We start from the raw sequence: 13123 nt of genomic DNA on the forward strand, positions 1-13123 counted from the left end.
GCCGCAGCGCTCGGGCGTCGTCGCAGGACCAGCCCTCGGCGCCTACCCTCGCTGCTCAGACAGGTCCTCCGCGCTCGATAAGGTTGGCCGCAGCCGCGGCCCATGTACTTAATCGGCCTACGGCCGCTCACTTGTGCGGAACTCGCCTCGAGGGTAGGCGCCGAGGGCTGTTCTTGCACGTTCCCGCTATCCGGTTTGGACGGTCTGACGCTACGGCGACTCGTGTAGGAGCGCGCCTGCGCGCGAACGGAAAAAACCGCAGCGCAACCGAACCCCAGATGCACGCAAATAGAAACTTCCGCCCTGCGCCTTACTTCCGACCATTCATCGCATCGATATGCGCCTGCGTCTGCGCAAGCGTCGGCAAACCCATCGCCTCGCGCTGTTCCTCGGTAACGACGCCGGGTTCGATCGCACTGATCGCCCACTTGCCGGTGGCCTTGTCGCGTGCGAACTGCGTGCCGTACCACTGTGGCTTGCCGCTTTTGACCAGGATGCGATCCCACGCCTGCGCGGCGAGGATGCCGGCGTCTTTGTTCGCCGGATCGATCCGCGCGGCGGTGGTGGCGAGGGCGAGGGCGAGGCGTGTGTCGGCGATGTCGTCACCGTGCTGGAAGACCACCGCGGCGTTGAGGTAGTCGTCCGCCGTGCGAATGTCCCCGGCCTGCAGCAGTTGCATCACCTGCGTACGACGCAACGCGTCGTGTTTGCCTACGACGGTCCAGTCGATGGCATTCGAACCCGCCTCGCGGTCAGCCTGGTCCGCCGCTTCGATCGCGGTGAGCGTGGGGTTGGAGGTGAGCGGGTGGGCCGGCGAGGCAGCGGCAGGCGTGGTCGCCAACACGGGCGTTACTGCAGCGGCGGTGGTGACGGCGATGCCCAACGCGAGTGCGGTGGCAAAGCGTCGCGAGGCGATCTGGCTGATGTGCATTCCCTGGACTCCAGCGATGTGTGGGTGTGTTTGCGTGTTCGATTCAGCGTTCCAACTCGCTGCCATGCTACCGCGCAGTGCAATGCTGCGGCTGCGCCGCCATGTTTTCCATTCGCGCGCAGGCGCGCTCCTACAAGAGCCGCCGCTGCGTCAGGGGTGGTCGGTGCCGCCGCTTTCCCACCCAGCTCGCGGCAAGAATGAAGAGAGCCCTCGGTGGCTACCCTCGAGGCGAGTTCCGCACAAGCGAGCGGCCGCAGGCCAATAAGTACATGGGCCGCGGCTGCGGCCAACCTTGTCGAGCGCGGAGGACCTGTCTGAGCAGCGAGGGTAGGCACCGAGGGCTGTCCTGCGTGCAGGTTCGAGCGCCGTGGGGAGGTCGGACATGACGGGCACGGCCAATCGCGCGCAGGCGCGCTCCTACAGGGCGGGCGATGCGGGGTGGGGGTCAGATGTCGCCGTAGAGGGCCTGGAGCATCGCGATGGCGGCGAGACCGGCGGTCTCGGTACGCAGGATGCGCGGACCCAGCTTCAGGCCAGCGAAACCCGCCGACGCCAGCGCCGCGCGATCACGCTCGCCAAAACCACCCTCCGGACCGATCGCAATGATCGCCGGGCCAGCCAGCGCCAGCTCCGCCGGACGACGATCACCCTCCGGCAACAACGCCAGGCGCATCGGACCACCATCGCCCAGCGACGCAAGCCACGCCCCAAGCGCCAACGCAGGCTCGACCACCGGCACCTTCGCCCGGCCCGACTGCTCACACGCACTCGCCGCCACGGCACGCCAGTGCAACAGGCGCTTCTCCGCACGCGCCGCATCCAGTTTCACTTCCGAACGCTCGGTGATGATCGGCACGATCCGGGCAATCCCCAGCTCGGTCGCCTTCTGCACGATCAGGTCCATCTTCTCGCCACGCGCCACGCCCTGCGCAAGGGTCAGCTCAAGCGGCGACTCGTTGTCCAGCGTGCGCGCCGCGCCGACCAGCGCGACCACCTCGCGCTTGCCCACGCTGGCCAGCGTGGCATCGAACTCCACGGCCTCGTTGCCGGAAAACAGCACGACGGGATCCCCCGCCTGCATGCGCAGCACGCGCGCGACGTGCTCGCCGGCCTGGCCGGGCAGGGCGATCTCCTGGCCGCTGGCCAGGGGCTGGTCGACATGGATGCGGATGGTGCGCATGCTGGGGCCTGTGTCACGGAACATCCATTGTACCGGGCTGCGTGGGCGGCTATCGTCGTTGCGTATCCGAAGGAGCCCGTGCATGCCGATCGCCTGGTACTTCGACTTCGTGTCGCCCTTCTGCTGGCTGCAGTGGCCCGCCATCCGTGAGCTGGCCGGCACGCGCCAGGTGGTGTTGCGGCCGATCCTGTTCGGCGCGCTGCTCAAGCAGATGAACCACCTGGGTCCCGCGGAAATCCCGTGCAAGCGCGAGTTCACCTACCGCTACGCCCTGTGGCGCGCACGCGAGGCGGGCATGCCGCTGCGCTTCCCGCCCACCCATCCGTTCAACCCATTGCCGGCGCTGCGCCTGTGCATCGCCGCGGGCAATACGCTGGAAGTGGTCGGCGCCATCTACGAATGGATCTGGGCGCACGGCCGCGCGGCCGACACCGCCGAGGCGCTGGCGCCGCTTGCTGCTTCGTTCGGCATCACCGACCTGCGCGAAGCGCTCTCGGCCCCGGCCGTGAAGGCGGCGCTGCAGGCAAACTTCGAACTGGCCATGGAAGAGAAGCTGTTCGGCGTGCCCACCCTCGCGATCAATGGCGAGCTGTTCTGGGGCGCCGACTCGCACGACTTCGCCATGGCCTACCTCGACGACCCGGAGCTGTTCGAAGACGGCGAGATGGCCCGGCTTGGCGACCTTCCCGTCGGCCTGTCGCGGATCTAGCCCGCCCCCGTCTCAGGCCACGGCTTTCGCGATACCCGCGATCGCGGTCTCGACCATGAAGTCGAGTTCTTCTTCGCTGATCACGTACGGCGGCATGAAGTACACGATGTTGCCCAGCGGACGCAGCAGCGCGCCGTTTTCCAGGCCGTGCCGGTAGACGCGCAGACCGCGCCGATCGGCGGCGGGGAAGGGCGTGCGCGTGGCCTTGTCGGCGACCAGTTCGACCGCCGCGATCATGCCGGTCTGGCGCACGTCGGCCACGTTCGGATGATCGCGCAGCGGCGCGATGCGCGTGGCCATGTGCGCGGCCAGCACGCGGTTGCGTTCGAGCACCGGGTTGTCGCGGAAGATCTGCAGGGTGGCCGTCGCCGCACGGCAGGCCAGCGGGTTGCCGGTGTAGCTGTGCGAATGCAGGAAGGCCTTGCCCGCGTTGTATTCCGCGTAGAACGCCTGGTACACGTCCTGCGTGGTGACCACGGCGGACAGCGGCATGAAGCCGCCGGTGAGGCCTTTGGAAAGGCACATGAAGTCCGGCGACACGCCGGCCTGCTCACAGGCGAACAGCGTGCCCGTACGGCCGAAACCCACGGCGATTTCGTCCGCGATGAAGTGCACGTCGAACTCGTCGCACAACGCGCGCAGGCCGGTGAGGTACGAGGGGTGGTACATGCGCATGCCACCAGCGCACTGCACCAGTGGCTCGACGATCACCGCGCAGGTTTCGTGCGCATGCCGTTCGAGCAGCGTGCGCATCTCGCCCAGGCGGCGCGTGGCGATGTCGGCGGGCGTCTCGCCGGGCTCGCCTTCATAGGTGTCCGGCGAGGGCGCGAGTTCGGGGGTGAGCAATAGCGGTGCATAGGTCTTGCGATACAGCGCCACGTCGCTGACCGACAGCGCACCGAGCGTCTCGCCGTGGTAACTGCCGGTCAGGGCGATGAAGCGGGTCTTCTCGCCGTGGCCGCGATTGAGCCAGTAGTGGAAGCTCATCTTCAACGCCACTTCGATCGCGGCCGAGCCGTTGTCGGCGAGGAACACGCGCTCGAGCCCCGGCGGGGTGATCCGGACCAGTTCTTCGGCGAGCTCCACGGCGGGCTCGTGGGTGAAGCCGGCGAAGATCACGTGTTCCAGCCGGTCGAGCTGGTCCTTCAGTGCGCCGGCGATGCGCGGCTCCGCGTGGCCGAACAGGTTGGTCCACCACGAGCTGACCGCGTCGAGGTAGCGGCGGCCATCGGCGCCGACCAGCCATGCCCCTTCGCCGCGAACGACGGGTACCATGGGCAGGGTTTCGTGGTCGTGCATCTGGGTGCACGGGTGCCAGAGGACGGAGAGGTCGCGCGCCACCAGCGCGTCGGCCGCCGGGGCGGCGAAAAGGGCGTTAGTCATCCGCCCATGATCGCCCCGGCGCCCCCGCTCCTCAAGTTTTGCGTCGAGGTGATGGATTGAAGTGGTTACGCCGTATCGGCCTGCTCATTCTCCTGCTGGTGCTCGCCGCCGGCCTGTTCTACTGGTTCCTCCCGGCCAGCGTGGCGGTGCCCTTCGTGGCGCAGCGTGCGAAAGGCCTGGTGCTGGAAGACCTCTCGGGCACTGTCTGGGATGGCCGCGCGGGCCGGGTGGCCACGCGCGAGGGCCTGGAGCTGGGCGCCGCGACGTGGCACCTGGGCCGTGACGTGATCCTCGGCCGCACCCACCTGGACATCCATATGAACGGCCGCGCCGGTCGCTTCGACGGCCACATGGAGCGGACCCAGGCCGACCGCGTGGCCTGGCGCGACGTGGATTTCCGCCTCGATGCCGCCGCCGTCGCGGGGCCATCGCTGCCGCGCGAGCTGGTGCCGGTCGGCGTGATCGAAGGCAAGGTCGCCCACGCCGAATTGCAGGGCAACTGGCCGGTCGGGCTGGACGCGCAGGTCGACTGGCACGCCGCGGCGGTGAAGACGCCGGAAGGCCACGTCACCCTGGGCGGCCTCGCCTTCCGGGCCAGCTCCACCGGCGGCGTGCTGCGCGCCTCGCTGGCCGACGATGGCCAGGGCTCGCTCGCCGTCGATGCGCGGGTCGCGGCGTCGCCGCTGGGCTGGCGCATGGACGGCAAGCTGGCCCCACGGATCAGCGACAGCGCGCTCAACCACCTGATCGCCCGTTTCGGCCCCGTCGGGCCGGACGGCTCCGTTATCCTGGCCCGCAAGGCCGGGCTCGCACCGGCGGCCAACCCATGACCGATACGCTCGACAAAGCCCTCGCCGCGGCCCGTGACGCCGCGGGCGCCGCGGCCGACATCATCCTGCACTACTGGCGCTCGGGCGTGGACGTGATCACCAAGGGCGACGACACGCCGGTGACCGTGGCCGACCGCGAGGCCGAACTGGCCATCCGCGAGATCCTCGCCCGTGCGCTGCCCGAGGCAGGCATCTACGGCGAGGAATACGGCGCCGACGACACCGCGCGTGACTGGCTCTGGCTGGTCGATCCACTGGATGGCACCAAGAGCTTCGTCCGTCGCACCCCGTTCTTCGCGACGGAAATCGCGCTGATGCACAAGGGCGAGCTGGTGCTCGGCGTATCGTCCGCGCCGGTATACGGCGAGCGGATGTGGGCGGTGAAGGGTCGCGGTGCCTTCCTCGATGGCGAGCGCGTGCAGGTGGCCGACACCGCGGCGATCGCGCAGGCGGTGATCTCCACCGGCAACGTGAAGACGCTGACGCGCGACGCCCGCTGGAACGTGCTGGCCGGCCTGATTCAGGACAGCAACCGGATCCGCGGCTACGGCGATTTCTGCCATTACCACCTGCTGGCACGCGGCGGCGTCGACCTCGTCCTCGAGTCGGACGTGAACATCCTCGACATCGCCGCGCTGGCGGTCATCGTCCGCGAAGCGGGTGGCGTCTTCACCGATCTCGATGGCGGCCCGATCGGCCTCGACACGCGCGGGATCCTTGCAGGAACCCCGGCGATCCACGCCGAGGCGCTCGCGCGGCTCCGCGGCGTTACAATCGGGGAATGAACAAGCGCCCCACGATCCTCGCGACACGCGACGCACCGGACAGTGCCCTCCGCAAGGTGGAGCACGTGGACCTGGAGTTCTCCAACGGCGAGCGCCGCACGTACGAGCGGCTCAAGGGCACCGGCTTCGGTGCCGTGCTGATCGTCGCCATGCGCGATCCGGAAACGGTGCTGCTGGTGCGCGAATACGGCGTCGGCGTGGATCGCTACGAGCTGGGCGTGCCCAAGGGCCGGCTGGATCGCGACGAAACCACCGAGCAGGGCGCGAACCGCGAGCTGAAGGAAGAAGTGGGTTATGGCGCGCGCAAGCTGAAGATCCTCGGCACGCTGTCGCTGTCGCCTTCCTACATGACCCACCTGGCCCACGTCGTGCTGGCCCAGGACCTCTACCCCGAGCGGCTGGAGGGCGACGAGCCCGAAGAGCTCGAAGTGGTGCCGTGGCGCATGGACCAGCTGCACGAGCTGCTGGCCAGGGACGATGTCACCGAAGGGCGTTCCATCGCCGCCCTGTTCATGGCCCGCGAGTACCTCGCCGGCCGCTACAAACCGGCGTGAGCGCGCCGCGCCCGCACGCCTGCCTGGACGAGGTCTGCGCCATCGCGCGCGAGGCCGCCGAGGCCATCCTCGCGATCTACGCGCAGGATTTCGAAGTCATCCAGAAGGAAGACGAATCACCCGTCACCGCGGCCGACCTCGCCGCGCAGGCGGTGATCGCCGCGCGCCTGCAGGCGATCGCGCCGGGCGTGCCGGTGATTTCCGAGGAGGCCCTCGCGGCACCCTGGTCCGAACGCCGTACCTGGCGCCGTTACTGGCTGGTCGATCCGCTGGACGGCACCCGTGAATTCGTCAAGCGCAACGGCGAGTTCAGCGTGAACATCGCCCTGATCGAAGACCATCGCAGCGTGCTCGGCGTCGTGCTGGCGCCGGTCACCGGTGACCTGTACGCCGCGGCCCAGGGCCATGGCGCGTGGCGCGAACGCACGCAGGGCGCGCCGCGCGAAACGATCCACGCACGGCGCGCGCCGGCGTTGCTGCGCGTCACCGGTAGCCGCTCGCACGCCGGTGTCCGCGCCGCCACCCTGCTTGATCGCCTCGGCGAGCACGAGACCTTCGCGCTCGGTTCGTCGCTAAAGTTCTGCGTGATCGCCCGTGGCGATGCCGACGTCTACCTGCGCCTTGGCGCGACCTCCGAGTGGGATACCGCCGCCGCCCAGTGCGTGCTCGAAGAGGCCGGTGGCGCGGTGCTCGACCTAGCCGGTCGCCCGTTCCGTTACAACACCCGCGATTCGCTGATCAATCCTGAATTCATCGCCTGCGGCGACACCAGCATCGACTGGGCCGCCCGCCTCATCGACCCGGATACCTGACGCATGGCCCGACCCGTGGACGACCTCATCGCGATCATGGCGCGCCTGCGCGATCCCGCCGATGGTTGCCCCTGGGACGTGAAGCAGGATTTCGCCAGCATCGCGCCGTACACGATCGAGGAAGCGTACGAGGTGGCCGATGCGATCGACCGCCACGACATGCACGACCTGCGCGATGAACTCGGCGACCTGTTGCTGCAGGTGGTCTTCCATGCGCGGATGGCGGAAGAAGCGGGCGACTTTGCCTTCGGCGATGTCGTCGAGGCGATCTGCGACAAGATGATTCGCCGACATCCCCACGTCTTTTCCGACGTGTCGCACGAGAGCGACGCGGCGCGTTCGCGCGACTGGGATCGACTGAAAGCGGAAGAACGCAAGGCGAAGGGTGGCGACGACCACAGCGCGCTCGCCGGCATCTCGCGTGGGCTGCCCGAATGGCAGCGTGCGGTGAAGCTGCAGAAACGCGCGGCGAATACCGGTTTCGACTGGCCCGATTACAAGCCGGTGCTGGCTAAGCTTGCCGAGGAGCTTGACGAAGTACGCCACGAGTTCGAACACGGCGCGGACGAAGAACGCGTGGCCGACGAGATCGGCGACCTGTTGTTCGTCGCGGCCAACCTGGCCCGGCATGCGAAGGTCGACGTATCGCGTGCATTGCGCGGCGCGAACCAGAAGTTCGAGCGCCGGTTCCGCGCGATGGAAGCGCTGGCCGAAGGCGAAGGGAAGACGATGTCGTCGTACAGCCTCGGCGAGCAGGAAGACCTCTGGCGCCGAGTCAAACAGCAAGAGAGCTAATGTAGGAGCGCGTCTGCGCGCGATCCCCGCATACGAAAACCCTGCATTTACTACATGCAGTAATCTGCATCTACTCGACACACAACCCCATAAAAAAACGCCCACCACAAGGGCAGGCGTAATCAAGCGTGTTACAGGCGCACGTTTCATGAGGAGCGCGCGAGCGCGTGTTGTTTCATTCGCGCGCAGGCGCGCTCCTACACGTTACGTTTTACTTGGAGGCGTCGGCGCGCTGTTGCATGCGGGCCTTGAACGCTTCCATTTCCTGGTGGCGCTTCTGGTCGTTGGCGAGGCTTTCGTCGAGGCTCTTCTTCATCGTGGCGATCGCGCCGTCGACGTTGCTCGGGGCCATCTGTGCGCGGGCGAGGTGGCGGTAGGCGTAGTCGCGCACCATCGGGTTCTGCGACTTGGCCAGCACGTCGTTGTACAGCGCCGGCAGCTCTTTCTGGCGGCCGCTCATGATGTACAGGCGCTCAAGGCCACGCAGGTCACCGATGACACCGCCCATTTCGGCGCCGTGGCCGCGACCGTGGCCCCAATGGCCGCGATCACCGCCGGGGCCACCGTGGCCCCACTTCTGGCCGCCGTCGCGCTGCGGGCCGTTCTGGGCAGACTTGGCCGCCGGGGCGGCGGGGGCCTTGGGGGCGGCATCCTGCGCGAAAGCGAAGGCGGCCGAGCCGGCAAGGAGAAGGGAAGCGGCGCTAACGAGCAGGGTCTTGCGTTGCATGTGGTGTTTCTCCGGGTTGGACTTGCACGGGGAAAAACGTGGCTCGGCGCGGTCGGTTGACGACCTTGTTGCCCGCCGGTCAGTTTCGTGGGAAATAACGCCGTGCAACCTTTTGCCCCCGGGCGGCATCCATGACCGGGACACCGCGTCACCACTATTGGAGGGCACCACCCATGCGTCATCTCTTCCTTGCCGCGCTGCTGCTCGCGCCCGCCGCCGCCATGGCCGCCGACGAACCGCAGTGCAAGTTCCATGCAGATCGCAACCTGGACCTCGACCTGGCCGGCGTGCACAGCGTCCGCTTCGTGACGAACTCGCACGACCTCACCGTCGATGGCGCGGCGGGTGGCAAGCCTTCCGTACATGGCCGCGCCTGCGCGTCCGCGCAGGACATCCTCGACAACCTCGTCGTCGAGCAGTCCAAGCAGGGCGATACGCTCGTGGTCGAACTGAAGGACAAGCGCCAGGGTGGCTGGTTCCACTTCAGCGGCGGCAGCTACGGTTACCTGAAAGTCGATGCAAGCGTGCCGGGCAACCTGCCGGTGACGGTCAACGTGGGTTCGGGCGATGCGCACGTGCGCAACGTGGCGTCGCTCGAAAGCAGCGTCGGCTCGGGCGATCTCGACGTCGAAGGCGTGCGTGGCGCGGTAAGCGGCACGGTGGGCTCGGGTGACCTGAAGGTGTCGCGCAGCGGCCCGGTGAAGATCGACACCGTCGGTTCGGGCGACTTCGAAGCCCACCAGATCACCGGTGGCGTGAAGATCGGCACCGTGGGCTCGGGCGATGCGAAGCTGGTCGACATCACCGGCGACGTCGAGGTCGGTACGGTCGGCTCCGGCGACATCGACGTGGATGGCGTGAAGGGCAACCTCACGATCCGCACGGTGGGTAGCGGCGATGTCGACCGGAAGGGCGTGACGGGGAAGATGGATTTGCCGGAGAAGTTGCGCTGAGGGACGTCGTGCGGGTGAGTCGCGGATGAGGTCCCAGGTGAGGTCCCGGGTGGGATCGCGCGCAGGCGCGCTCCTACAAGGGGGCGGGGCGGTGGTTCGCACGGCGGGATCACGATCCTGCCGTTAAGATGCGGCAGCGCCTGGCTGGGATCGATCGGATGACGTGGTTGCCTGAGTCGCTGCGGAACCTCCGCCGCGATGTGTTTTTCCTTGTGTTGCTTGGCGTGGCCATCGTTTTCGCGGTGGCCGCGCCGTCGCGCGTGCTGGCCTGGCCGTCGCTGGTCGACTGGCCCACCATCGCCGCACTGACTGGCCTGTTGATCCTGACCAAGGCGGTGGAGCAGAGCGGTGCGCTTGGCCATGCCGGACGCTGGCTGATCGATCGCACAGCGACCCGACGCATGGCCGCGCTGGGCCTGGTCGCCGCGACGGCCGTGCTGTCGATGCTGCTGACCAACGACGTATCGCTGTTCGTGATGGTCCCGCTCACGCTCAGCATTTGCCGGATCGCACGCATGCCGGCCACGCGGCTGGTGGTTTTCGAGGCGCTGGCGGTCAATGCCGGATCGATGCTCACGCCGATCGGCAACCCGCAGAACCTGTTCCTGTGGCAGCAATGGGGCATCGGCTTCGGTGGCTTCGTATGGGCCATGCTGCCGGTGGTCGCCATTGCCATGGTGTTGCTGCTGGCGCTGACGGCGATCGCGTTCCCGGGCACGCGCCTGGAGGCGCACGACCACGCGGACGAGCGGCTCGATCAGCCCATGCTGATCGTCGCCGCGCTGCTCTACATTCCGTTCCTGGTGCTGGCCGATACCCACCACGTGGCGTGGGGTCTCGCCGGCGTGGTCGCGGTCTTCGCGCTGTTTCGCCGGCACATCCTCGGCGCGATCGACTGGGGCCTGCTGCTGACCTTCGTGCTGATGTTCATCGACCTGCGCTCACTGGCCGGGCTGGGCATCGTGAAGGGCTGGCTGGGCGCGCTCGACCTGCAGCAACCGATGCACCTGTTCGCGACGGGTGCGCTGGCGTCCCAGGTGGTCAGCAATGTCCCCGCAGCGATCCTGCTGGCCGAGTACTCACACGACTGGCGCACGCTCGCGTGGAGCGTGAACCTGGGCGGCTTCGGCTTCATCCTCGGCTCGCTGGCGAACCTGATCGCACTGCGGCTGCTCGGCGAGAAGAAAGCGTGGGGCACGTTCCACCTGTGGTCCGTGCCGTTCTTCGTCGTGATGGCCACCCTCGGCGCCCTGCTTTTGTAGGAGCGCGCCTGCGCGCGATGGCCACCACGACCACCCATCCCACGCAGTTACACCATCACGCCTTGCGCAGCCCTTTCTCGCCGGTGTTGCTGTTGCCCTTGTCGTACGCGCGGATGAAGTCGCGTACATCGGGGTAGACCACGTCGCGCCAGCGGCGGCCGCTGAAGATGCCGTAGTGGCCGGCGCCTTCGATGATCAGGTGCTTCTTGCGCTTCTTCGGAATGCCCTTGCACAGGCCGTGCGCGGCTTCGGTCTGGCCGAGGCCGGAGATGTCGTCGAGCTCGCCTTCGATGGTGAGCAGCGCGGTGTCCTTGATCTTCGCCGGCTGCACGCGTTCGCCGTGCACGTCCCAGGTGCCCTTGGGCAGGCGGTGTTCCTGGAACACGGTTTCGATCGTGTCGAGGTAGTACTCGGCCGGCATGTCGAGCACGGCGTTGTACTCATCGTAGAACTTGCGATGCTGCTCGGCGTCGTCGAGGTCGCCCTTGCGCAGGTTCTCGTAGAAATCCCAGTGCGACATGACGTGGCGGCTGGGGTTCATCGCGAGGAAGCCGGCATGCTGCAGGAAGCCGGGATACACGTCGCGGCCGGCGCCCGGGTACTGGTAGGGCACCTTGTGGATCAGCTGGTTGCGGAACCACGACAGCGGACGCGTGGTGGCCAGGTTGTCCACGCTGGTCGGGCTCTTGCGCGTGTCGATCGGGCCGCCCATCAGGGTCAGCGTGGCCGGCGTGGCTTCGCCGCGCGCGGCCATCAGCGACACCGCGGCCAGCACCGGCACGGTCGGCTGGCACACCGACACCACGTGCGCGCGATGCACGCCGACGTGGCGGATGAATTCTTCGATGTAGGAGACGTAGTCGGCCAGCGAGAACGAACCTTCGTCGGTCGGCACCATGCGCGCGTCGACCCAGTCGGTGATGTACACCTTGTGGTCGCGCAGCAGCGTACGCACCGTGTCGCGCAGCAACGTGCTGTGGTGGCCGGACAGCGGGGCCACGACAAGCACGGCCGGGTCGTTCTTCATGGTGTCCACGGTAGCCTGGTCGTCCGAGAAGCGCTTGAAGCGCTTCAGCGTGCAGAACGGCTTGCTCATCGCCACCTGTTCTACGATCGCGACGTCGTGGCCGTGGGCGTGCACGCTGTGGATGTCGAACTCGGGCTTCTCGTAGGCCTTGCCAAGGCGGTACATGAGCTCGTAGCCCGCCGCGGCGCGATCCGCGCCAGGCATGCGGGCAAACGGGCTGGCCAGGTCGCCAAACATTTTCGCACCCGCCTCGGCCCAGTAGGAGAGCGGGCTGAGCATCGAGCGTTGCCATTCGTGCATGAGATAGAGCATGCCGCTTCAATCCGGGGGACGGGGAGGTGGCGCATCATAACCAGTTGCGCCGCGCCATATGTAAAGTCCCTGTTTTTGCTCGATTTAAGCGGATGCCTTGCGGCAGACCAGCAGGACTTCGTCCACGCCCGGTGCCGGATCGAACCCCGGTTTGAAGTCCAGCGGCTTCTGGAAACGCATGCCTAGCGGCATGAACACGCGGTTGTACCACCACATCGCGCGGGTGCGCTGGTGGGTGAGGAACCACTGGCCAAGGTCGAGCAGCTTCGACGACTTGGGCTGCATGCCGTAGACGGCGCTGCGCTCGATCGTGAAACCGTGCCGGCCGAGCAGGGCGCGGATGGCCTCGGGCTCGTACCGGCGGTAATGGCCGACGAAATCGTCGAACGCCGTCCAGGCCTCGGGATGCAGCGGGACGGAAATCAGCAGCGAGGCGCCCGGGGCGGTCACCCGGGCCAGCTCACCCAGCGCGCCTTCGTCGTCCACCACGTGCTCGAGGATGTCGAAGGCGCAGGTGAAGTCGAAGCTGGCGTCGCGGAAGGGCAGGGCGCCGATCATGGCGTGGGCGACCCGCGCGCCGTTGCGCTGCAGTTCGGCCAGCGCCGGGCGGCTGAGGTCGACGAACTGGGTATCCGCCAGCGGCAGCCGCGGACGCAGGCCCGGCGCCACTTCCAGCCGGCGGCTGGCCCTGGCGGCAAGCTCCGACACCAGCGGCCAGGTGTTGAAGCGCTCCGGCGCGCAGAGGTGGGCGTCGGCCCACAGGGCATCGTAGAAACGCTTGTTGCCGGCGATCAGGTCGGCGTCGGTACGCCGGGTTGCGGGGCCCGAGGTGAATGATGCGGTGGACATGCGGTACCTCGGGA

At 67.7% G+C, this 13123-nt stretch carries 14 protein-coding genes; 8 read left to right on the plus strand and 6 right to left on the minus strand.

Going from position 1 to position 13123, the window contains the following annotated elements; translation table 11 throughout:
- Positions 1 to 310: 310 nt before the first annotated feature.
- Positions 311 to 931, minus strand: a complete 621-nt coding sequence (locus KPL74_21920) for a hypothetical protein (GenBank protein QWT20387.1) — start codon at positions 929 to 931, stop codon at positions 311 to 313.
- Between the two features lie 445 nt (positions 932 to 1376).
- Positions 1377 to 2111, minus strand: a complete 735-nt coding sequence (locus tag KPL74_21925) for a 16S rRNA (uracil(1498)-N(3))-methyltransferase (protein QWT20388.1) — start codon at positions 2109 to 2111, stop codon at positions 1377 to 1379.
- Positions 2112 to 2193: 82 nt separating this feature from the next.
- Here KPL74_21925 and KPL74_21930 point away from each other — a divergent pair, with 82 nt between their 5' ends.
- Entirely contained in the window at positions 2194 to 2820 is a 627-nt protein-coding gene (locus KPL74_21930; protein QWT20389.1) for a DsbA family protein, read from the plus strand.
- Between the two features lie 12 nt (positions 2821 to 2832).
- Here KPL74_21930 and KPL74_21935 read toward each other — a convergent pair whose 3' ends face one another.
- Positions 2833 to 4203, minus strand: coding sequence for an adenosylmethionine--8-amino-7-oxononanoate transaminase (locus tag KPL74_21935; protein ID QWT20390.1), 1371 nt, complete (start codon positions 4201 to 4203; stop codon positions 2833 to 2835).
- Positions 4204 to 4259: 56 nt separating this feature from the next.
- On the opposite strand from KPL74_21935, the gene KPL74_21940 reads away from it, so the two are divergent.
- From KPL74_21940 to mazG, 5 genes are read left to right on the plus strand one after another with little or no spacing between them, the layout of a single operon-like run.
- Complete coding sequence (locus KPL74_21940) at positions 4260 to 5033, plus strand: type II secretion system protein N (GenBank protein QWT20391.1); 774 nt, start codon at positions 4260 to 4262, stop codon at positions 5031 to 5033.
- Positions 5030 to 5818 carry a hypothetical protein gene (locus tag KPL74_21945; GenBank protein ID QWT20392.1) on the plus strand — a complete coding sequence of 263 codons (789 nt, stop codon included), beginning with the start codon at positions 5030 to 5032 and terminating at the stop codon, positions 5816 to 5818. Before KPL74_21940 ends, KPL74_21945 begins: the two co-directional genes overlap by 4 nt.
- Positions 5815 to 6372 (plus strand): ADP compounds hydrolase NudE, encoded by a 558-nt coding sequence (gene nudE / locus KPL74_21950; GenBank protein QWT20393.1) that lies wholly within the window; start codon positions 5815 to 5817, stop codon positions 6370 to 6372. Before KPL74_21945 ends, nudE begins: the two co-directional genes overlap by 4 nt.
- Positions 6369 to 7184 (plus strand): 3'(2'),5'-bisphosphate nucleotidase CysQ, encoded by an 816-nt coding sequence (gene cysQ, locus KPL74_21955; protein ID QWT20394.1) that lies wholly within the window; start codon positions 6369 to 6371, stop codon positions 7182 to 7184. The genes nudE and cysQ overlap by 4 nt, the downstream gene beginning before the upstream one ends.
- 3 nt (positions 7185 to 7187) lie before the next feature.
- Entirely contained in the window at positions 7188 to 7979 is a 792-nt protein-coding gene (gene mazG, locus KPL74_21960; GenBank protein QWT20395.1) for a nucleoside triphosphate pyrophosphohydrolase, read from the plus strand.
- Positions 7980 to 8190: 211 nt separating this feature from the next.
- Here mazG and KPL74_21965 read toward each other — a convergent pair whose 3' ends face one another.
- Entirely contained in the window at positions 8191 to 8706 is a 516-nt protein-coding gene (locus tag KPL74_21965; protein ID QWT20396.1) for a hypothetical protein, read from the minus strand.
- Between the two features lie 173 nt (positions 8707 to 8879).
- On the opposite strand from KPL74_21965, the gene KPL74_21970 reads away from it, so the two are divergent.
- Both KPL74_21970 and KPL74_21975 read left to right on the plus strand, forming a co-directional pair.
- Positions 8880 to 9659 carry a DUF2807 domain-containing protein gene (locus tag KPL74_21970; protein QWT20397.1) on the plus strand — a complete coding sequence of 260 codons (780 nt, stop codon included), beginning with the start codon at positions 8880 to 8882 and terminating at the stop codon, positions 9657 to 9659.
- A gap of 158 nt (positions 9660 to 9817) precedes the next feature.
- Entirely contained in the window at positions 9818 to 10921 is a 1104-nt protein-coding gene (locus KPL74_21975) for a hypothetical protein (protein QWT20398.1), read from the plus strand.
- Positions 10922 to 10976: 55 nt separating this feature from the next.
- Here KPL74_21975 and phaZ read toward each other — a convergent pair whose 3' ends face one another.
- Positions 10977 to 12260: a polyhydroxyalkanoate depolymerase gene (gene phaZ, locus KPL74_21980; GenBank protein QWT20399.1), complete on the minus strand. Its 1284-nt coding sequence runs from the start codon at positions 12258 to 12260 to the stop codon at positions 10977 to 10979.
- 84 nt (positions 12261 to 12344) lie between these two features.
- The gene (locus tag KPL74_21985; GenBank protein QWT20400.1) at positions 12345 to 13109 is read right to left on the minus strand and encodes a class I SAM-dependent methyltransferase; all 765 of its coding nucleotides are present in this window, start codon (positions 13107 to 13109) and stop codon (positions 12345 to 12347) included.
- Between the last annotated feature and the right edge of the window lie 14 nt (positions 13110 to 13123).

The sequence above is a fragment of the Bacillus sp. NP157 genome, assembly GCA_018889975.1.
Taxonomy (GTDB): Bacteria; Pseudomonadota; Gammaproteobacteria; order Xanthomonadales; family Rhodanobacteraceae; genus Luteibacter.